This window comes from Pseudoalteromonas sp. NGC95, from assembly GCF_015864705.1.
Taxonomy (GTDB): domain Bacteria; phylum Pseudomonadota; class Gammaproteobacteria; order Enterobacterales; family Alteromonadaceae; genus Pseudoalteromonas; species Pseudoalteromonas arctica.
In genome coordinates, this window is record NZ_JADYWR010000010.1 from 10,964 (window position 1) to 31,478 (window position 20,515).

At 38.2% G+C, this 20,515-nt stretch carries 19 protein-coding genes and 3 pseudogenes; 10 read left to right on the top strand and 12 right to left on the bottom strand.

From position 1 onward, the window contains the following. Window positions 1-23: 23 nt before the first annotated feature. From I6E70_RS10780 to I6E70_RS10790, 3 genes are read right to left on the bottom strand one after another with little or no spacing between them, the layout of a single operon-like run. Window positions 24-1,337 (bottom strand): DUF3526 domain-containing protein, encoded by a 1,314-nt coding sequence (locus I6E70_RS10780; protein ID WP_197188688.1) that lies wholly within the window; start codon window positions 1,335-1,337, stop codon window positions 24-26. Continuing rightward, a complete protein-coding gene (locus I6E70_RS10785; protein WP_197188689.1) occupies window positions 1,334-2,782 on the bottom strand; it encodes an ABC transporter permease in 1,449 nt (482 codons plus the stop codon). The genes I6E70_RS10780 and I6E70_RS10785 overlap by 4 nt, the downstream gene beginning before the upstream one ends. Next, the gene (locus I6E70_RS10790) at window positions 2,782-3,498 is read right to left on the bottom strand and encodes an ABC transporter ATP-binding protein (protein ID WP_166379341.1); all 717 of its coding nucleotides are present in this window, start codon (window positions 3,496-3,498) and stop codon (window positions 2,782-2,784) included. Before I6E70_RS10790 ends, I6E70_RS10785 begins: the two co-directional genes overlap by 1 nt. A gap of 473 nt (window positions 3,499-3,971) precedes the next feature. Between I6E70_RS10790 and I6E70_RS10795 the strand changes: the two genes are divergently transcribed. The 5 genes from I6E70_RS10795 (at window position 3,972) to I6E70_RS10815 (ending at window position 9,134) form a co-directional block, all read left to right on the top strand. Further along, a complete protein-coding gene (locus I6E70_RS10795; protein ID WP_197188691.1) occupies window positions 3,972-5,234 on the top strand; it encodes a hypothetical protein in 1,263 nt (420 codons plus the stop codon). Between the two features lie 2 nt (window positions 5,235-5,236). Continuing rightward, window positions 5,237-5,683, top strand: a complete 447-nt coding sequence (locus I6E70_RS10800; RefSeq protein WP_197188692.1) for a hypothetical protein — start codon at window positions 5,237-5,239, stop codon at window positions 5,681-5,683. After that, window positions 5,670-7,298, top strand: a complete 1,629-nt coding sequence (locus I6E70_RS10805) for a sensor domain-containing diguanylate cyclase (RefSeq protein WP_197188693.1) — start codon at window positions 5,670-5,672, stop codon at window positions 7,296-7,298. Before I6E70_RS10800 ends, I6E70_RS10805 begins: the two co-directional genes overlap by 14 nt. Before the next feature lie 162 nt (window positions 7,299-7,460). Continuing rightward, a complete protein-coding gene (locus I6E70_RS10810; RefSeq protein ID WP_024593761.1) occupies window positions 7,461-8,162 on the top strand; it encodes a metal-dependent hydrolase in 702 nt (233 codons plus the stop codon). A 369-nt stretch (window positions 8,163-8,531) separates the two neighbouring features. Further along, window positions 8,532-9,134: a thiamine biosynthesis protein ThiC gene (locus I6E70_RS10815; protein ID WP_197188694.1), complete on the top strand. Its 603-nt coding sequence runs from the start codon at window positions 8,532-8,534 to the stop codon at window positions 9,132-9,134. 305 nt (window positions 9,135-9,439) lie between these two features. On the opposite strand, the pseudogene I6E70_RS10820 reads toward I6E70_RS10815, so the two are convergent. The 6 genes and pseudogenes from I6E70_RS10820 to I6E70_RS20905 form a co-directional block, all read right to left on the bottom strand. Then, a pseudogene (locus tag I6E70_RS10820) lies at window positions 9,440-10,413 on the bottom strand (transposase). Window positions 10,414-10,592: 179 nt separating this feature from the next. Continuing rightward, window positions 10,593-10,952 carry a hypothetical protein gene (locus tag I6E70_RS10825; RefSeq protein ID WP_197188695.1) on the bottom strand — a complete coding sequence of 120 codons (360 nt, stop codon included), beginning with the start codon at window positions 10,950-10,952 and terminating at the stop codon, window positions 10,593-10,595. A gap of 227 nt (window positions 10,953-11,179) precedes the next feature. Beyond that, a pseudogene (locus tag I6E70_RS20865) lies at window positions 11,180-11,308 on the bottom strand (transposase); the annotation flags it as partial. A gap of 113 nt (window positions 11,309-11,421) precedes the next feature. Continuing rightward, window positions 11,422-13,236 carry a S8 family peptidase gene (locus I6E70_RS10835; RefSeq protein ID WP_165726075.1) on the bottom strand — a complete coding sequence of 605 codons (1,815 nt, stop codon included), beginning with the start codon at window positions 13,234-13,236 and terminating at the stop codon, window positions 11,422-11,424. Between the two features lie 11 nt (window positions 13,237-13,247). Further along, complete coding sequence (locus I6E70_RS10840) at window positions 13,248-14,252, bottom strand: hypothetical protein (RefSeq protein ID WP_197188696.1); 1,005 nt, start codon at window positions 14,250-14,252, stop codon at window positions 13,248-13,250. A gap of 304 nt (window positions 14,253-14,556) precedes the next feature. After that, a pseudogene (locus tag I6E70_RS20905) lies at window positions 14,557-14,773 on the bottom strand (cold shock domain-containing protein); the annotation flags it as partial. Window positions 14,774-15,202: 429 nt separating this feature from the next. Between I6E70_RS20905 and I6E70_RS10850 the strand changes: the two are divergent. Continuing rightward, window positions 15,203-15,823, top strand: coding sequence for a trimeric intracellular cation channel family protein (locus tag I6E70_RS10850; RefSeq protein WP_002961255.1), 621 nt, complete (start codon window positions 15,203-15,205; stop codon window positions 15,821-15,823). 71 nt (window positions 15,824-15,894) lie between these two features. On the opposite strand, the gene I6E70_RS10855 is transcribed toward I6E70_RS10850, so the two are convergent. Continuing rightward, on the bottom strand, window positions 15,895-16,404 hold the full coding sequence (locus tag I6E70_RS10855; RefSeq protein ID WP_182681276.1) for a DUF421 domain-containing protein: 510 nt from the start codon (window positions 16,402-16,404) through the stop codon (window positions 15,895-15,897). Window positions 16,405-16,430: 26 nt separating this feature from the next. After that, entirely contained in the window at window positions 16,431-16,790 is a 360-nt protein-coding gene (locus I6E70_RS10860) for a hypothetical protein (protein WP_197188697.1), read from the bottom strand. Between the two features lie 211 nt (window positions 16,791-17,001). On the opposite strand from I6E70_RS10860, the gene gloA reads away from it, so the two are divergent. The 4 genes from gloA to I6E70_RS10875 all read left to right on the top strand — a co-directional run bounded on the left by gloA (window position 17,002) and on the right by I6E70_RS10875 (window position 19,904). Further along, on the top strand, window positions 17,002-17,529 hold the full coding sequence (gene gloA / locus I6E70_RS10865) for a lactoylglutathione lyase (RefSeq protein ID WP_024589304.1): 528 nt from the start codon (window positions 17,002-17,004) through the stop codon (window positions 17,527-17,529). Window positions 17,530-17,699: 170 nt separating this feature from the next. Then, window positions 17,700-17,969 carry a hypothetical protein gene (locus I6E70_RS20670; protein WP_231620103.1) on the top strand — a complete coding sequence of 90 codons (270 nt, stop codon included), beginning with the start codon at window positions 17,700-17,702 and terminating at the stop codon, window positions 17,967-17,969. Next, a complete protein-coding gene (locus I6E70_RS10870) occupies window positions 17,894-18,328 on the top strand; it encodes a response regulator transcription factor (RefSeq protein ID WP_231620098.1) in 435 nt (144 codons plus the stop codon). The genes I6E70_RS20670 and I6E70_RS10870 overlap by 76 nt, the downstream gene beginning before the upstream one ends. Beyond that, a complete protein-coding gene (locus I6E70_RS10875; RefSeq protein WP_197188698.1) occupies window positions 18,315-19,904 on the top strand; it encodes an MASE1 domain-containing protein in 1,590 nt (529 codons plus the stop codon). Before I6E70_RS10870 ends, I6E70_RS10875 begins: the two co-directional genes overlap by 14 nt. On the opposite strand, the gene I6E70_RS10880 is transcribed toward I6E70_RS10875, so the two are convergent. Continuing rightward, window positions 19,901-20,404: a hypothetical protein gene (locus I6E70_RS10880; protein WP_197188699.1), complete on the bottom strand. Its 504-nt coding sequence runs from the start codon at window positions 20,402-20,404 to the stop codon at window positions 19,901-19,903. The two genes, I6E70_RS10875 and I6E70_RS10880, sit on opposite strands and share 4 nt — an antisense overlap. Between the last annotated feature and the right edge of the window lie 111 nt (window positions 20,405-20,515).

A 20,515-nucleotide genomic window follows, 5' to 3' on the forward strand; every position in this document is an offset into this window, starting at 1 on the left:
ATAAACCTTGTTAATTAGTTGACTCATAAATTTTCTTTTAGCTTAACGCCTGTAACGTCAGGCTCATCCGTTTCATTAAGCATTGTTTTTTTAAAGCTAGGCATACTCTTAAGCGCAGCTTTAGGTGGGTTGCCTTTTATAAACAGCCAAGGGTAGTAAAACTCCCTTAAACTTTTATGAAATCCTCGCATACGGTATTCATATCTAAATGCAGCTAAAGCATCAGTGCTCGCCAATCGGGTAAAACTGCGTTGTAGCAATAGTGGTGGTGAAAACCACGATACAATCCCCGCTAGTTGATACTTTGTATGCGCTGCATCACGATAAGCATGTGAAAGTTCCCCTGCTTTTTCGTCTCCAACTTGCTGAAATGCGTAATACCATTTCCACTCAAACTCGCTTTGCATATCAACATGATCTTTCCACTGTGGATTTGACGCTACAAAAGCATCCATTGTGGTTTTCTTTGGTAAGTCCCATGCATCGTTAACCGCCTCACGCTGAGTAAGCACAATGTCGCCGCCCTTTGGTGAGTGAACCGTTTTGTTTATAACTAAATCGCCTAAAATAGGAATAATAAAGGCAACTAACACCCAAAAACCGATTAATGTTGAAGCAACACGCGGCGCACTGTTGGCATTTTTGCCCCACCACACACTAAGCAAAGTCCAAAACGCAATGTAAATTACACATATAAAAGTAACAAACCCCACATCAGCAAGGGCCGAATAACTAAACAAAGTACCTACATAAAATGGCAACATTAAACACACTATTACTGCTATCAACCTTACAGCTATACGCGCCCCCCATAATGCAAAGTACGACTTAGCCGTAGTCACTAATAAGTCATGCCTGGCGCTTGTTCGCTCATTAGCAAATAAATCATGAAATAGTAAAATAACTATCAGCGGTGCTAATGCACTAATTACAAATACAAAATCAATTTTACCTGCCTGCGCTAGCTCTGCGTTTTGTGAATCGCTCTCGTAAATTTGTCCCTCTAGGGCAAGTAAATTTAAGCGGTGTTTCCACGGATAAATATCGCGCTCGCCTAAAGCAGCAAACGCTAAATTTGAAGGTGCTGAATACGTTAAATGAAAGCTGTAATAGGCAAGCGAACCAGCATCACTGTATTTATTTTGTACGTTAGCTAATTCAGTTAAATCAGCCGTTTTTAAACGCTCAATAGTATGTTGTTGCTGGCTTACTTCACTAAGGCCGCTGAAAACTGCAAACCCCGATATAGCAAATGTACATGCTAGTAATATCACTAAATATTTTTGACGAAGTAAAAAACGCCATTCACGAATTAGCGGTGAAAATACATAACTCATAACAAACGCTTCCCTACAAATTTAATACCGCCTAACAGCACTGCAATCCAAATAAATAACTGTAAAAATGCAGGGATACTTCGCTGCGCTCTCACTTGTGCGTTATCTACATTAAAAGTAAAGTTTTGCAGTACTTGCCAATTTTGTGCACTTACACGAGCTTGCTTAGTCGCTTCGGTACTGGCATTGCGGTTCATATCGTCTTGGTAGCTAAGCTTTTCTACATGAACTTTGTTAAGCCCTTGCACAAAGTCAAAACGCAACTGTTCGGTTTCACGCAAAAAGCGGTGATGAGTTTCAATACTCGTCCCTACCACTATCATCGATAACGACCGAATAGCCACCATAGGTGAAACCCAACCAAAATAACGAGATACCTTCGTTTGTTTAAGCTCTGCTTGCATACGTTGCTGGGCAAATTTGTTTAGTACGTTAGTCAATTTTGCTTCAGATTCGCTGGCTACTAATCCTCTAAAATTAATCGGTAGCTCATCTATACTTTTAACGTTGTACTTTTTAAGAAGTGATTGTTTAAATTGCATGAAGGCAGGGTCGTTTGCGTTATGGCCGTCGCCTAATTTTCTAAGTTGTGCTTTTACAGCAAAGTCTGTTTCTATTTTACCGGCAGATGGCACCGCCGTTGAGGCACTGGTACTTGCTACGCGTGGCATAACAATACACAGTAAAATCCACACAAAGGCAAGTGCGGTAAAGCTACCACTGTTTTTACTAAACACGCTCGATGCCAGTAAAATCAGTAATACACACACAGTTAAATATAAAGCGTAGCCAACAACAAAACTTACAACTGCCAGTAAGCTTTCGCCCGCAGCAACCGTAAATAAAGCCGATACCGTAAGCGGAGTTAAAATTAAGCCTACAACAGAAAGTAGCGCCAATCCTTTACCTGCAATTAGCGTTACACCCGATGTACCTTGCGATAACAAATAAGAAAGCGTTTGCGATTCGCGCTCTCGGCTAATACCGCTGTAGCCAATTAATATTAATAATAACGGTGCGAGTGTTTGCACAATAAATGCAGGCGTTAAACTGCCTAATTTAGTTAATGCAGTACCTTGGCGACTATCTGCAAACATTGCGCTGTTTTGTCTGTGCCCTTCTAAAAATATAGAGTTGCCTGTGTAAGCGTCAATACCAGGGTCTAGCGTACTAAGTGGCGAAGGCGTTCTAAATGCATAATGCCCGTAATGCACCATTCTGTGTGGATGGCGGTCGGGTTGATCAACAAAGCTTTTATCGCTTGTTGTTTGTAACTCATGGCGAGTATGGCTTAGCTCCATCATGGTAATAGCCGTTACAATTACCGAAGCAAGCGTGAGCACTAAACCTATAGCAAGCACGGTCATTGCTAATTTTGAGCGAAGCCAATAACGCCACTCATCTTTGGCAATAATCACCACCTTTGAAAAGTTATTTATACTCATTAAGCACCTCTTTTAGCGTGATGCCCAAACGCAGCGTGTACTTGCTCGGTATCAATACGGCCACTTTGGGGCGCATCAAACTCTCCCACCAGCTCACCGTTTTTAAGTAAACCAATTCGATTAGCGACTTGGCAGGCACCGTATACATCGTGGGTAACCATTAAAATGGTCGCACCCGTTAATGCAAGCTCTCGTACAAGTTGATTAAATTCATCAATAGCAACAGGATCAAGGCCAGAGGTTGGCTCATCAAGTAAAAAAATGGGTGCTTCACGCAGTATCGCAAGTGCAATTGCTGTTTTTTGCCTCATGCCTTTTGAATAAGTTTGCATGTGGCGATCCCACGCATCGTGTTGCAGTGCAACACGATTAAAAGCCGCGTTAATTTGCTCATCTGATTTTTTAATATCAGCGAGTGATAAAAAATATTCAATATTTTCACGAGCAGTTAAATGCGGATATAACGTAGCCGACTCTGGCAAATACGCTGTTTTACCTCGCACAAAATCAAGCGCTTTACTCACCTCTTTACCCGCTACTTTTACAGAGCCTTCGGTTGGTTTATTAAACCCAAGTAACGTTTTTAACGTGGTTGATTTACCCGCACCATTACCACCTAGTAGCGCATAAACCTCACCTGCAGCGACACTAAAGCTTAAGTTTTTTAAAATAGCGTTATTTTTAATACTAAAATTTAAAGAACTCACTTCAATCATCGCATCACTCAGGATGGCGTCTGCATTGCTAAGTTGTTTATCAAAAGTTTTAGGGGCAATTGTTGGTGTTTTATTAATCGCGGTAGGTGTTGTCACACTCAAACTCTATTTAGGGGAATTAGATGGGTGTGAATGTTATACTATATCAAATACTAATTACAACAATATAACATCCCAATAATTAACAAATAAGATAATTACGGTTACTTAGTTAATAGGTTACTTAGTTAATAAATTATTACTTTAGGAGGTAAAATTAAAGCAACTTAAAATAACCCCTTTTATGAGGAATTTAGGATGGTGTTATGTGTATTTATTTACAATTTAACGTAAATTAAAAACCAAGCATAAAGAGTGTAATTTTTTAGCTTTGCCATGCTAACGCCTTTGGTAAAATCTTATGTTGGGTAAGTTGGTAATTTTAAAAGATGTGCTATCTTTTTATTATCCATATCATAAAAATAAGCGCTAACATGTTGTTCCGAGGTACAATTGCCATAGCCATATTGGTAATTTCTGCTGCTAATAAAAGCGATGCAAATGAAATAGACGTGCAATTTAGTGGTTTTGCATCTTTAACACTCAGTTACACTGACGATTCAGATATCGCCTTTGCATCTAATTATTTAAACGAAAACGATACAGGCTTTTCAGCAACGCGTGATTCAATTTTAGGTGGGCAAGCTAATATATCGCTCTCAAAAAATTGGGACTCTGTGGTTCAAGTAGTAGTACAAGATCATAGCTTCAAAAGTCTTGATAACTTTTTAGAACTCGCTTTTGTTCGTTATCGCCCCTCGCGCCATTGGGCTATTCGTGCTGGCAGGCTAAACAGCGACCTTTACTTACTCTCCGAATATCCTTATGTAGGATACGCCTATTTGTGGATCCGCCCTCCTCATGAATACTACTCTTTTGCAAACATTGCAGGAAATTACGACGGTGTGGATATTGAATACAGTAAAGCCATTGATGAAGGTTTTTTACGTTTAAAGCTCGCATATGGAAGCTCTACAGCAAAGTTAAAAGCCTATAATGACGACTTTTTTATTGATTTTGATAATTTAACCACCTTTAGTGCCACATATTCTCTAGATTCATGGACCGCACGTTTCTCTTTATCTAAATCTGATTTTGGTGACTATACGCTAACCTCATTGGATGAGTTTTTAGCCTTACTAGACGCAGTACCACAAAGTATATGGCCACAAGCACAAACGATATCTAACAAATTTAATACCAAAGGCCACAGTATAGAATACGCGGCGTTTGGACTAACCTATGACCATAATAATTGGCTTATTCAATCTGAAGTAGGTATTTCGGAATCCGATTGGATAATAGCTCCATCAGTACTCAATACTTATATTAGCGCTGGTTATAGGGTAAACAATGCAATATTTTACACGAGCTTTTCAGCAGCAAAAAATCGTCACGATGTTATACAAGTAAACGAACCTGTTTTTTCACCAGGCATACCCGATCAAATTTCAGAGCCAATACAACAGCTAGCACTTGCAACACAGGCTGCTATTAAGGTGCCTTATGTTCATCAGCATTCAATTAACATAGGTGTAAAATGGCAACTGTCGGAGCGATTAGCGCTAAAAGCTCAACTAGACCGCTTTGATATAAAGCCCGAAGGCGCGGGTTTATGGAGTCTTAGTAATCCTGCCGATGTCGACAAAGGCCACAAAGTACATATGCTCAGTTTGAACGCTAGTATGGTGTTTTAACAATGATGAGCTATCGTAACGTACTCCTTTATGTGTTGCTGCCGCTTTGCCTGCTGCTTGTTAGTGTTAATGCCAAATCTACAGAGTTTGTAGTGGTGGTAAATAAAAATAATACAATTAATGCTTTATCTAAACGCGAAGTTATTGATATTTATATGGGCCGTTATTTAACGTTTCCTGATGGTGAAACCTCTAAGCCACTTGATTTACCGGCGCAATCAACATTAAAAAATGATTTTTACCTGCAACTGGTCAACAAAGATGAGCAAAAAATTAATGCTTATTGGGCAAGGTTATTATTTTCAGGGCGCGCAAAGCCCCCATCACCATCAACATCCGTTGAAGACGCGTTAAACAAAATCGCTGCATCACAATTTGCAATTGGTTATATTCCTCAATCGCAGGTTACAGACGCAGTAAAAGTGGTATACACATTTGATAAAAATTAGCCAAGCACTCTACGTACGCGTTGCTCTATCAATCGCTATTGTCGCCATTGTAGTTACATTAGTATCGTCAACACTTTCTTATTACTCGAGTCTTAAAGAAAAGAAAAACACCAATTACCTACTCGTGCAGCAGTTAGCACAAACAATGGGAAAAACAGCCGCCATAGCAGCCTACCTAAACGATCGTGAATTAAGCCAAGAAATTATTAATGGCTTGCTAAGTAACGACTTAGTGCAAGGTGCAAGCTTAGAAGGAGAAGTAAACCCAAAAGGAGAAATGGATTTATTTATTGCAAGTGGCTCTACTAACAAGAAAAAAGAAGCTGTTTTAATTAAATTAGTTCACCCCTTTATAGAAGACACTTTTATAGGTGTACTGGCCATATACCCCGACGATAACTTTATTGAACAACAAGCACAGTCATCACTTATAAAAGAATTTATTTTAATGCTGATTCAATCAATCGTCATCGCTTTTTTTGTGTCGCTGGTTGTACGCAAATGGCTCACTCAGCCTATTCAAAACCTAACAGACAGCTTTGCGACAATTGATCCTACCAATCCCGAAACCATGACAATGCTAGAGTTTAAGCAAGGTAAGCGAGACGAAATAAGCAGGCTAACACAAGGTATAAATGCCTTAATGCATGAGTTAAAGTTAACCATTAGTAATGAGCAATCCCTTCGTAAAAAAACTCAAGAACTAGAAGCTAAATTTAGACTTATTTTTGAACAAGCCAGCGCCGGTATTTGTTTATTAGATGACAAAAATATTATCACCACCTTTAATCCCGCGTTTAAACATTACTTTACCGTACCCGGCGAAGAAGAATTATCAACCTTGCACTTTCCTGCTCTATTAAATAACGTTGATGAATTACAAAACCTGCTTGCAGATATACGTTGTGATAAAAACCCACCACAAGCAACCTTAGATATAGAGTGCAAAGTGGGCCATAAAACCATTTGGTTGCACTGCTTATTTGTTAGATTAACAGAGCAACGTGAAACAAAGCGAAGCGTTCAACAAGAACACTTAGTTGAAGTAATTTTACATGATGTAACTGAGCGCGCCGAACGCGAATTTCAAACCCGCTTTGAAGCCGATCACGACCCACTTACCGATTTACTTAATCGCCGAGCCGGCGAAAAGCGTCTTAAAAAAGCGCTGCGCGAGTGCATTAAACACAATCAGCACCTAGTACTAATGATGATTGATTTAGATAAGTTTAAACCCATTAACGACACCTACGGCCACGAAGCCGGTGATAAAGTACTTATTGAAATAGTACACCGATTTAAAAAGCACTTTAACCAAGAAACCGACATATGCATCCGCCTAGGCGGTGACGAGTTTATTGTTGCAAGGCAGGTTAATACCTACAACAAAGCAGCCACGCGTGAGCAATCAATCGCTTTGCTAAATGAGCTACAACAAGACATTTATATTTCACAAAATAAAACATGCACCGTGGGTGCAAGCATTGGTATTGCAGTAGGCCCTAATGATGGTGATGAACTACTCGAATTAATGATCAATGGTGACAAAATGCTCTACCACGTAAAAGAAACAGGCCGAGGGCAAATTGCATTTTATGACGAGTTTAAAAAGTAAGATGGTTAATTGAGCTCTTTTAACGCAGTTAGCACTAAAAATGGCTACTAGAGAGTGATTTATAAGCAGAGCCAAGGTTATTTAAGCCCAATTTTTAAAGAACATTGAACAATAAACTTTTCAATTGATAGAATGCCCTACTTTTTCCCATCAAGAGATACAATGGCAAACTTCAATACTCATCTTAATACTGCCGTAATCATCACAGGCTTAGCCTCAGCCACCTTATTATCTGCAGGACATATTGAATTAAAGGGCGCACTCTGGTTATGGTTTTTAGGCTCAATCGGCGGCTTATTACCAGATATAGATTCAGATAACTCAACATCACTCGATACTATTTTTAACTTATTCGCACTCAGCGCTGTATTACTGGTACTGCATTACATAACCACCGAGCTCATTATTGAAATTAGCTTTATCGAGTTAATCGTAGTGCCGTTATTGGTGTACGGGTTTATGAAATATATTATTAGACCAATTTTTGAATGGATCACAGTACATAGAGGTAGTTGCCACTCTTTACTATTTATACTGCTATGCGCGTTATTAACGACTCAAGTAACATGGAAACTGAATGACCAATCAACCACACAAGCAGCCGTCTTTGCCTGGTTAACGGGTGGGTTTATTTTATTAGGTGGATTAATTCATTTATTGCTGGATGAAATTTACAGTGTAGATTTAAGTAATGTCAGAATTAAACGCTCTTTCGGCACCGCTTTAAAAATAGCTGACTTCGATAATAAGTTAATTACACTAGCTTCAATTATTGCCATTGCAGGTTTAATCTATGTTGCGCCCCCTACAGAACAAACTATCACAGCGTTAAGTGATTGGTCTCACTTTATATTTCTATCTTAACAAAGTAGGTTTTAAGCTCTTTTACAGCATTGCCTGACTACAATAAGTGGCTTTTTAAAAGTCGCTTATGTCCATTACTAGAATACGTGTAAAATGCCCTCTTAGTAATCTAAAAGTTAATTCACTAAGAGGGTGTGAGACCCTGCGCTTTTAGAGGCATAAATGGCTTCAATCATAGCGACTTTGCCGATTTAAGTTTTAATTAAAATCCGTAGCTTGAGCCTATTTGTTATTAATTATTACTTTTGTAGGTTTGAGTGAAATAATTAAATAGCTTTACCTGTCTTCTACCCAAGTATGAGGGCTATTACAGTTTTTTAAAAAGCATAAAATATAAAATATAAAATATAAAATTATAAGAGGTACATAATGGAACTTACGAATAAACGCACCATGCTAATTACGGCATCTTTATTGTTGGTATTGGCGTTAACACAGGCTGTTTTTACTGCCCTTTACAGTGCAGAAATTAGTTTTTCAAGGCAGTATGCATGGGGACTAGAAGCCGTGGTTTTCACTCTACTTGTTGCCTTCGCGGGTTCTGCTATGGTGCAAGCACAAAACTCTCAGCTAGGATGGTCGGCTATAACATTTAGCGCGATTCTTAACATAGTGCAGGTAAGCATTGGCCTTACTTTATTTTCAACATTTGGAAAAGTAGCGGGTGCCGTAGAAGGCGCACAACCTTTAATTAGTGGCGTGGTTTCTTTGTCATTCATGATTTACTACGCAGCTAAATTATTATTGGGATTAGCAGCAGTTGTTTTTGGCCTGTCTTTCATCGCTAAAGGTGGTAAAGCAATTGGAGGGCTTACTGCCTTAGCTGGTGTGGTTGCTATGTTTGCCAATGCTATATTAATCATCTTTGGCCGTGATGGTTTTATGCCATCAGGAGTTGCTGGCGCTTCAGGCATGATTGCTACATTACTTTTAGCAATCTGTTTAATAAGCCTTAACCGTAAAGCAGACTAAGGCTTAATACCTTACAAGTAATGTGCTTACTTAAATAAGTCATAAACATCGGCGTGTATTAGAAATGCTAATTCGCCGATGACTAAACTAGACAGCCACTTTAATTGAACAAACAAAACTATGCCAAAAAATTCGCTCTTCAAGTTCAAAATTTATCTTTTATGACTGGGTCACTTTATTTCATCCGTTAAATGAGTAATTAGCCCTATTAAACCTAAATTACACGCATGAAAATAACTGCATAATGCAGTTGTGATTTATTACTGAATAGTTTTACTGAATAGTTTTACTGAGTAGCTTAAGTTTTATGCGAGTAGCTTTTCGCAGTTGCTAATATTTGATCGCCGTTTACGCTTTAAATTTTCACAGTAACTTGCTTGTGAAGTGGGTCTGCCTACTGCACCATGAAATACGCGCGTAAATTGCGTAGTGAGTTTTAGCCAGTTCTCTGGGGATATATTAAGCCTTTCTAACAAAGGAAGGTTCATATTATCAATATGCCCGCGTTTATCTTCTCGTATTATTCGCCCTGTTAGCTCAACAAGTTCAAGGTACGATTTAAGCTCAAACGGCAGCCCTTTGGGCATAATCTGACGAGCATACCAGCAAAACGTAGTAACTGTTTTGGTTGTTTACCTTCTGCTGTGCATGTTAAACGCTTTTGTACACTGGTATGGTCTGACTCTTCTGGTGTGTTAGTCATTTTAGCTCTAATGGGATTTAAATCGACATAGGCCATACAGGCCGCAAGTGCTGCTTCATCTAGTAATGCCTGCGATTTGAATCTACCCTCCCAGAACCTACCAGTGCAGTTGTCTTCTTTATTTGCTCTGCGCGCAATGTCTTCATTTAAGAGCCGCATAAACCAGCTGATACTTGATAAGCGTTCGCGGTATTGTTTAACCGTTTGGTTGAAAAAGATGAGCTCAACTTTACTTAACTTCTCACCTCGAACATATTTCTGCGTTAACACTGTGCCTTTACACAGTTTATGCCAGCGGATAACAATCGCTTTATCATTCAGCCTGTTTGCTCGATTATCATCTACATACAGGACTAAGTGAGTGTGATTACTCATAACAGCATAAGCACACACATCAATACAAAATACCTTTGCTAATTCAAGCAGCTTATCTTCAACCCACCCTCGTCGATGCTCGTAAGATTGACCAGTAAAACGGTCTTCTCCACATAAAAATGCACGACGAACACAGCGTGAAATACAGTGATAGTATTTTGTATCAACCAAACTTACTTGACGCTTTCTTGCAATTGCCATAAGACACCCTGCTCGTTTTTTTGCACTAACTAAAACGTAGTCCTAAATTTTGAAAAGAGAAAAATCTAGGATGGGTGTCACTGTTAATTCCACTGTTAATTCCATTATTGACCACTACAGTCTCCACTAAAACGGGAAAAGAGCAAAGTCCTGCTTAAATGGCTTATAGTTATAAATCGTTAGATACCACACTCTAATTTTATATAATCATCTTCAGAAACTGAGCTGTCAGGTATAGTAAAACCTATATTTTTTGCAACTTGTGAATCGGTTTTATCAATAGTGAATACATGTAACTTCCCTGTTCCCCCACCACACACCGCAGCGTAAGTAAATTGAGTTAAATAACCACAACTTTCATTTTTCACTTCTACATTAGCATCGAGTAAATAACTCTTAGTTACTGAAATAGATAAACCGTTTTCCTGACATTGTAGCTCCCCCGTACTTATATACACTTCGATATCATTGTTGGAATCCGATTCATTACAGCCTGAGATCATGACTAGTGTAGACATTATTAGATAGTTAATTTTCATGTGTACTCCATTACTTTATTAAGATTTATAACGAGCCAGTAGATTAACTCGTTTTTATATGTTTTTATTTATAAACAAACCATAGCTGAGTTCCTATTTTGGTTCAATCTATTACCGTACCTTTATGCAGCATAAAAATAAGTGTTTGGTATTGTTTTAATTGGCATTTTTGAAAGTGTTATTAGTCTTTGAGTGGCTTTATTTTAGGTTAAAAGGTCTTACTCTTCTTAATTCATCGTGTTTTTCAGCTTTTCTATATTATGAACAAGGCAATACAGTTGACATTGCGCATTCACTTTAATTTGACCTCGTAAGGTTGTAGTGATCAATTTATTCATAGCTTTATTCACACTTATTAAAGCTTAGTAATTCGTTTAATTAGGTGCACAATTTAGGATCGGTGTATTGTTAAATATATTTTCCCGAAAGGGAAAAGCGCACCTAAGTGCGTTTTTGATAACATGATTTTTTACTTACAAGATTCAGGTTTAAACTCTTCTGTAGCCAAGTCTGTATTAACCTCAAAGAAAGTATCATTACAAACACCTGACTCACAATACTGAACTGTATAGTCATTTTCAGCTACATTTAAAGCACTAACATAAGCTTCGCTTTTGGTGTATTCACCGATAAGAGTAGCTTCTTCGGTAGTTCCCTTTGCTGATTCGAAAAGTTTAAATGTAGTATTAAAAGCAATGTTACCCGCAAAGAACGTTACTTTTTGAATTTCACAAATCGGTAATGCGTCACTAAAGTTATTTAACAACCAAGTATCATCACAAGCACCATCTTTATCTAAAACGAATTCAATTGTATTCAAAGTGCCATTTGCCGCTCTTTCTGAAATATCAATCATTTTCATTAGATTTGGAACACCCGAACCACACATACTAACACCACCAATAACACAATCATCTTTAATCACAGATGAGTTAGAGCTAAATTTCAGTGCTAAGTCTAAAACTTCTCGACTTGGATTAGCCTTTAGTCGCGTCGCAGCGATAACACCAGCAACTAAAGGTGATGCCGTCGAGGTTCCTGAAATAAGGCAAGAGTCGTTTGTTTCATCACACGGTGTCGCTAAAAACTCACCTAAAACTGATACTTTGACGTTTTCGTCATAGTTAGAAAAGGATGATTTAGAGCCGCTCTTATCAAGTGATGCTACAGATATTACATTTTCACAAGATGCCGGCACTGCCAATCTGTCATTAGCGTTATCATTACCAACCGCAACAACGACAGTAAACCCAGCGTCAGTCGCTTTATTAATTGCTGCTTGCAATGTATCACCACAACGATCACTAATAGCTCTTAGACTTATATTAATAACGCCTGGCTTACCTTCGTATGGATTAACGTTTTCAATAGGTTTACCAGCAGCCCATTCTAAAGCTTCTATTGAATCAGATAGATATCCTTTACCACAAGTCATAACGCGAATAGGGTGAAGTACTACATTATTCAACACTCCGCTAGCACCAATACCATTATTGTTTGTAGCAGCAATAATACCCGCAACACTTAAGCCATGACCAGTACAAATACCCAAATCAAGAGCTTCTTGTGGTGGATCGAAAGTATTACCACGATCCTGAAATGGTCCATTTTCTGTAAGTGGGACTAAAGAAAAACTACGTCCACCGGCAACATGGTAATCAAGATCGTCATTTAGAAAGAAAGATGAGTCAAAAACAAGAACATCAATACTATCTTTTTTATCAAACAATGGGTACTTGTCCCATGCATTAAATATATCCATTCCTACAGGCGACTCTTCGACAGAAGTAAAGTAATCATTAAGACTGCTATAGTTAGGATCGTTACTTCTTGGCGAATCAACTGATTCTTGGTTCGCAACAATTTTTTGGAAATCACCAGTAGTTACTTCATAGTCAACTTCAACATAACCAAACCGACCATCTTCGTTTAACATTTCAGCAACACTGTTTGCGTCATAGCCGTAAGAAGGTAGTTCAACTACTTCCATTTGGTTGAAACTTACAGAACTCTGCTGAGAAGCTGTGTTATAACTCACGCCAACTTTCTTAGCCTTTTTTGTTATACACCATTCATTATTTCCATCTGGCGTTGTTAAACAAGATTCGCCTACATTTGGTAAAGATGCTTGGCTAAATGTGCTGATTTGAGCTTTTTTTGAACTCACTTTTTGCATTGGGTTCTTATCTAAAACCATAAGTCGAACTGTATCACTTGCCATTGATGGTGAAGCTACAAGGGCTAATGTCATTACTGCTAGTGCTTTCATTTTAAAGTTTTTCATTTTCATATACCTTATTGTGCTTCACAAGTTTCGATGTTAGGGATTACTACTGATGTTAATAATTTGAATTCATTTTTAAACACCCATGTTCCATCGTCGTTATAAGAGCCTAATTCTTCGTTGCCAATAAATAGAGAGAAAGTGTCATACTCTTCTGAATACTCATAAGCACCAGTTTTAATTTCACTAACCAACCCTCCAGTTTGCTCAATTTGATGGTTGATATTTTCGACCTTTATTGATGTTAGTGCTGACAAGTTTTGTTCAAATGAGACTAAAGTGTCAGGAAAGTCATTTTCACTACCTTGCTGGGCGAAGTAACGTTTATTGGCTTCATCTAGTGTTGCAGCTATGTTTAAAAGTCGCTCTTTTGTCTGTTCTTCAAGGTAAGCTGCCTCCGTAGAACTGAAACTCGAACTGAAATTCGTGTAGTTTTCGTTATTAACGATTTTGGCTAATTCTGAAATTCGGTTAATTAACTTTTTTTCTGGAGTCATTAAAAGTAAGGCGTTAACATTTCTTACTGCGCTTTCCGATTTTTTAAGAATCGCAATTGCTGATGTGTTGATTAAATTGATTGATATCGTTGAATTAATGATATTCGTCGTGTCGTCAAAGTTGATAGTGAATGACGTAGATGAATCTCTAATCAATTCCCCAACAGTTACGTCTATAACCCCCGTAGTACTTGTTAACTGGGTAAAAGCCACGCTGTACGTGTTATCTGGAATTGCTTTATTGATTGTAGTAACAATGTCTGCGTTTGCATCTGTCAATGTAACCGGGAATGATAATGACTCTCCCTCTCCAACAGTATTAACATCAACCACGATATTAACTTTGAAATCTTTTATTGTTCCAGTATCGCCACCAGTATCGTCGTCATCACCGCCACCAGTTGGAGGTGTAACTGGAGTGGTTGGAGTTGGAGTTTTTTCGTCACCGCCGCCACATGCTACAAGTGATAGCGATGCCACCGTTAGGATTAATGCTTTTAAAATATTTTTATTCATCATGTTATTCCTGTTTATTAAGGTGAGGTTTATTCTATGTTTGATTACAGTATTGCTTGCCACTTGAGGTAACGTTTTGTGTTATTTTAGGAATAACAATCTTCAGATATTTTCATCAACGATGCGTGATTATTTGAACGAACACTACTTAAATTTATAGTGTTTGAGTGAGAACTGTATTTATTAATCGCATAAAAACAAAGTGCAGCAATAAGCGCTATTGAGGCAACTTTGCCTAAAAAGCTACTAGAAAAATTAGATTTGGCAATGCGATGCGGCTGTTGTGTGTGTTTTTGATAAGGTGCTTTAAGCTCTGCCACGCCTTCTATACGGCAGTTAATTGCTTTGGTTTTACCATCAGGCTGTGTTGCAACGTCAAAGTAAATGATATCGCCAACTTTTGGCTTGCGGCTCATGTGTTTGAGCGCTGATATGTGTATAAATGTGTCGTGTTCTAGGGTGTCTGATTTAATAAAACCAAAACCTTTGTCTGTTTTCCACGACTTTAACAATCCTTTGTTCATGTATCCACCTGCTCTGCTTAAGCTGCGTTTTACGCAAATTCCATTTAGTTAACACTTGTTATTATACGTTCCTAAATTAAAACCATGCAACTAAATATTCATATTGCGTTAATTTTACGCTTTACCTACTAAACCAAATTATTAAACTTAATTATTAAACTTAACCATTAAATTTAGCTACAAATAAGCGTGCTAAAACAACTAAACCTCAACCTATTTTATTTATAATTTGCGGCCAAATGTCCTTTAATTCACATCAACCATTACGCACTCACACACCAGCTTAACAGCTTGTTTACACAAGGTTTTGTCATTAGTTATTTCTATCTGAATTAACCGTTTTTAGTATGATTTTTCATTCGTTATTTACTTAATTTATCTATACAATCCACACCTTATTTTTACGCACGTATTTTAAGTGATTATCTCATGCTATTAACGATTGTTTATATTATTGGTATTACAGCAGAAGCCATGACAGGCGCACTTAGCGCAGGACGAATGAAAATGGATTGGTTTGGCGTAGTGCTGGTAGCCAGCGCCACCGCAATTGGCGGTGGTAGCGTTCGAGATATATTACTAGGCAATTACCCGCTTACGTGGGTACAACACCCAGAGTATTTATTAATTACCTGTATTGCAGGTATTGTTACTACGTGGCTGGCTAAATGGGTAGTTAAATTTAAAGGCATATTTATGCGCCTAGACGCCCTTGGTTTAGCTGCTTTTAGTATTATTGGCTGCCAAGTGGGGCTAAATATGGGCCTGCATTATGGTATTTGTGTAGTGGCTGCGGTTGTTACTGGCGTATTTGGTGGATTACTGCGTGATTTAATATGTCGCCAAGCGCCGTTGGTATTACATAACGAGCTATACGCGAGTGTATCGTTACTTGTAGCGTGCTTGTACTTAGCGCTACACCATTACAATATTGACGACAACATCAGCATTATTGTGAGCTTGGTTGCAGGTTACTTAATACGTATGGCATCAATACGCTTTAAATGGCGCTTACCTACCTTTAGTTTATTAGAGCAGCACGCTAAATAAAAATAAACTTTAATACAAAATAAGGCAGGTAATATACCTGCCTTAGTTAATATAACTATTAGCGTATTAATTTAATGCCCGCTTACATCACTTAACGCGGTTTTTAACCCGCTGTTATTTTGCTTAAGTACACTAAAACTGCCATCAGTTTCGAGCACTACTGCGGCTACATCTTCAATGGCTAATATACCAGCGCCACGAATAGCGGCGCGAATTTCTGATTTTGTTACCCGCTGCGATTTAAGTGCAGCCGTGCAGTATTCACCATCACTCAGTAAAAGCGTGGGCTCTGCTTTTATAAGCGCAGCAAATTTTGACGAGCGCACACTAAACCACGTAATCACATATTGCAGCCCTATTAATACTACAAAGGCGAGTATGCCCTCAGCTAACGGAACACTTTTTGAAATAATAACAGACGCTAATATAGAGCCCAGCGCAATGGTGACTATAAAGTCGAACACGTTCCACTTTGAAAGCGTACGTTTACCCGATACGCGCAGCCAGAACACCAGTGCAATATAACCCAGTACGCCTATTGTAAGTACACGTAATAACCCCTGAATATCATCGTAAAACATAATGGCTCCTTTTTTGTAAGTGCTCGTTATTTACTTACATTTTTTAATCTAATTAATTGCTTAATACCTAAAAACGTACCAAGTGGAATAAATAAAATCCACAGGTAGGCATAAAATTTTGAAATATTTATAAAAATGGCTGAGCTGTTTATGTTTTTATTTAACCTACTATTTAGCACGTACGTATTTATAAAAAGCCCAATTAAAGCAGGAATAATTTGTATCAGTGATACAACAATGGCTGATGAAATATGCCCCGCGATTAACTTAGGATCACCACCAGCAAATACTGTATACGCATTATAAAACCCACTAAAAAAACTCGTGAGTGCGAGTAATAAAAAAGCCTGTAATATTAGACTTAGTAAAGGTAAAAGTGTTTTCAAAAAAAACGTCCTAGTTTGTGTTAATAATATGCACAAGAGATGTTTAACAGCCCATTAGTTTTAATTATACGCTTTGCAAATACTGTGCTAGTAATTTAAAGGCAATTATAACGCGTTGAATTACCTAGAATGGTTTTAATTTAAGTGGCGGTTGATTATGATGGAACACGTAATACTTACACCCTTTTTATAATTTTCAGTAAGGATCACCATGTCTAACTATAACGAATCTCCAGAACAAGTTGAACAGGCCACTCAAGGCTTTGTTATGCAACAAACTATGTTACGTATTAAAGATCCAAAGCCGTCGCTTGAATTTTACCAAAATGTATTAGGTATGAAGCTGTTAGGTAAGTATGATTTTCCTGGTATGAAGTTTACGCTTTACTTTTTAGGCTACGAGCAAGAATTGCCACAAGGTGATGATAAAACTAAAGCAGAATGGGTGTTTCGTCGCCCTGCGCTAATTGAGTTAACCCATAACTGGGGCACTGAAAGCGACGACAGCTTTGAGGGCTACCACAGTGGTAACCAAGAACCAAAAGGATTTGGGCATATTGGTATTAGCGTACCGGATGTTTACGAAGCCTGTGAGCGCTTTGCAAAATACGATGTTGAGTTTGTTAAAAAGCCAGATGATGGCTCAATGAAAGGCTTAGCATTTATTAAAGACCCTGACGGCTACTGGATTGAAATACTATCTGCCGAAGGTATTACTGAAATTATTCTTTCTCAGTAATAACAATGAGCTGCTATAAAAAGAGCTTAGTTGTAATCTCCACCAGCAACTAATTACCAATTTAGAACCACTGGTTTTGTTACCTTGCTTTTAAGTGAGGTAACCCATTTAAACGTTTTAGGTAATTAGTTACCCGCCCCGCTGTATTGTAAGCATAAAAGGAGATTTAAATGCTCATTGGCATCATAGAAGATCATCAATTAGTAAGAGACAGCTTTAAAAAGCTTTTAGAATTACAACCAGATTGGAAAGTAATTATTGAAGCCTGCAGCGTGACCGAAGCCAAGCTGGCTGTAGAGCTTGAACACCTGATATATTTATTGTTGATATATCGCTTAACGGGACTGAAACCGGCCTTTCTTTTTTGTCGTACCTTGAAGGGTCTTTCCCGCATATTAAAAGTATTGTTGCCTCCATGCACGACCACGAACCTTATGTAAGCAATGCTTTGCGATTAGGTGCTTTGGGTTATGTGTCTAAGCGTTCTGCCTCTGATGAGCTAATAGATGCAGTTAAAGCGGTCGCTTTAGGTAAAAGATACATTAGTGAAGACGTAAATTTTTCGATGAGTAGCGAAAATTTAGCATTAACTGTACTTACTAACAGAGAGCTTGAAGCACTTCCGTTATTTTCTAAGGGGTTAAACGCTAAACAAGTGGCGCAAATACTCGAAATAATGCCTAAAACAGCACATGTACACAAAGCAAACATATATAGCAAACTTAATGTTACGACCTCGTTTGAACTGCTAAAAATTGCAATTGATGCGGGAGTAATACAGTTAGATGAACTTACCTAACGTTTCTTCTTTATCTAATGTTAGTTTTACTACCGCATACAAAGAGGTAGCTAAACAGTTATTGGTGGGGCTAATTTACTTTATTGCTTCACTCGCCGCTTTTTGGGTTAGCCAAAACCTTGAAACCGTACCCGAGAGCAGCGCGATATTTATTCCCGCAGGCGTAAAAATTGCGTTTTACTTACTCACTCCAACACGCTATTGGCTCACCTTATGGGTTGTGTCACGCGCTTTAGCTGCACAGCTTGGTTTAACATACAGCGGGGTTTGGGAGTTTGATTTATTTCATGGCTTTTGGCAGGAGCTTTGTTTTATAGCGCTTGTTTATGTGTTTAAAAATAGCCGTTGGCCGCCAAGCATTAACGACAGCCTAGGTATACTTTCGTTAATACTGCTTTGTGTTGCGAGTACATCTATAAAGTGGTTTTTGTTTGCCAGTGCGTTTGAATTTACAAATGTATTGGTTGCTAAAGAGCTACTGCAATATCAGTTAAACATGTGCTTGGGCGATATTACTGGCTCGTTGTTAATTGCCCCTTTTATTATGTTAATTTACGATTCTAAATACAGTTTTAACACAGTCAGGCTCACTAAGTTATTTGGCCTAGTAGCCACTTTAGTGTGTTTTATATTAATTGTATTTTTTGTCTATGCGGTTCGCCCAGACACCTACCCGCTATTAAGGCTTGCATCGTTATTACCTATAATTTGGTTTTCGTATAAGTATGGCTCGTTAGGGGCTGTAAGCAGTGCAGCGCTAATTAACGCATTAATAATTGTTGAAGCAAGCATTACGCACGAGCCTAGCAATACCTACATTAGCCAGTTATTTATTTTAGCAAACGCAATTACCAGTATGGTTTTAGGCGCTGCAATTACTGAGCTTAAACGTAAAAACAACGAGTTAAAGCAAATCAATAAAGAGCTTAAAGAGCAGCTAACTCAAAACACGGCGCTGGCTGCCAAAATGGTGTCGGTGCAAGAAAACGAGCGAAAGCACCTTTCGCAAGAGTTGCATGACGAATTAGGGCAAAACCTAACAGCATTAAAAACAGATTTAGCTATTTTGTCGCACCTTAGTAACGAAGATACCCAATCGTTTGTGACTACATTAAAAAACAATGCTAATTCGATGTATGACTCTGTTTATCAATTAATGCATTATCTTCGCCCGCGTGAGTTAGATGAACTCGGTTTAGAAAAGGCAATAACACAAGGGCGACTAAAAAGCTTACTGCACAAGGCAAATATTAAGTATCAGCCACAATTTAAGTTAGATAATAGCCTTTCAAAAGATCACGAAATAGCTATTTACCGAATTTGCCAAGAAGCAGTAACCAATTGTATGAAGCACAGCAAACTGGTTATAAATATAATAAACAGCGACGAATTTATTGAGTTAACAATTAGCGATAACGGGACTTTAGTAACCCCAACAGATAACTCAGGTCACTACGGTTTGGCGTTTATAGAGGAGCGCACTACGGCGTTAGGCGGGACTTTTAAGGTGTTTAAACAAAATGGCTTTACCATTAAAGTAAAGCTGCCTTTGAGTTTTGATGGCGCAATTAATTAGCAAACATGAACTTGTTTGGTATAAAACTTTTGCCTTAATTGGCCTTCGTCAAGGTGGTCGGAATTAACTTGGATCTCGGCTTGATTACCTAATAGCTGTAATAGCATGCCTTTTGATATTAGATAGTTGCCTAAACTTGATTTTACAATGACTTCTTTGCCTATTGCTTCTTGTAAGCGTGGCGTAGGTAGGCTCGGATGGCTAATTGGTTTTAAGCCCTCAGCTGAGGTAAATAAGTTTATGCAATGCTCTTTAGCGGCAACAATACTTTCGTTTTTACTTTTAATTACATCAACATTATTTAAAAAATGAATTAGTGCTTGGTTAGCCCGATCAAACTCTGCTGATACGTCATCTATATTGCGGGCGGTTGCCCATTTGCGCACAACTATATATTCGTTTTTTTTAACACGAATTAAGCTTATTGAAGCTCCGGTCATTCTGCTATTCCACTCAATGCGGTAGCAATCAGTTCCTAAGCTGTGAAGCAACACGCTCATGCTTCCAAAATCCTTTGTACTTTCATCAATCAAGCTCACTTTCGATCCCTCACTTGCAAGTTACAAGGAGTGTATAAACGATTACTTAAGTAATAAATCATCCATATTCTT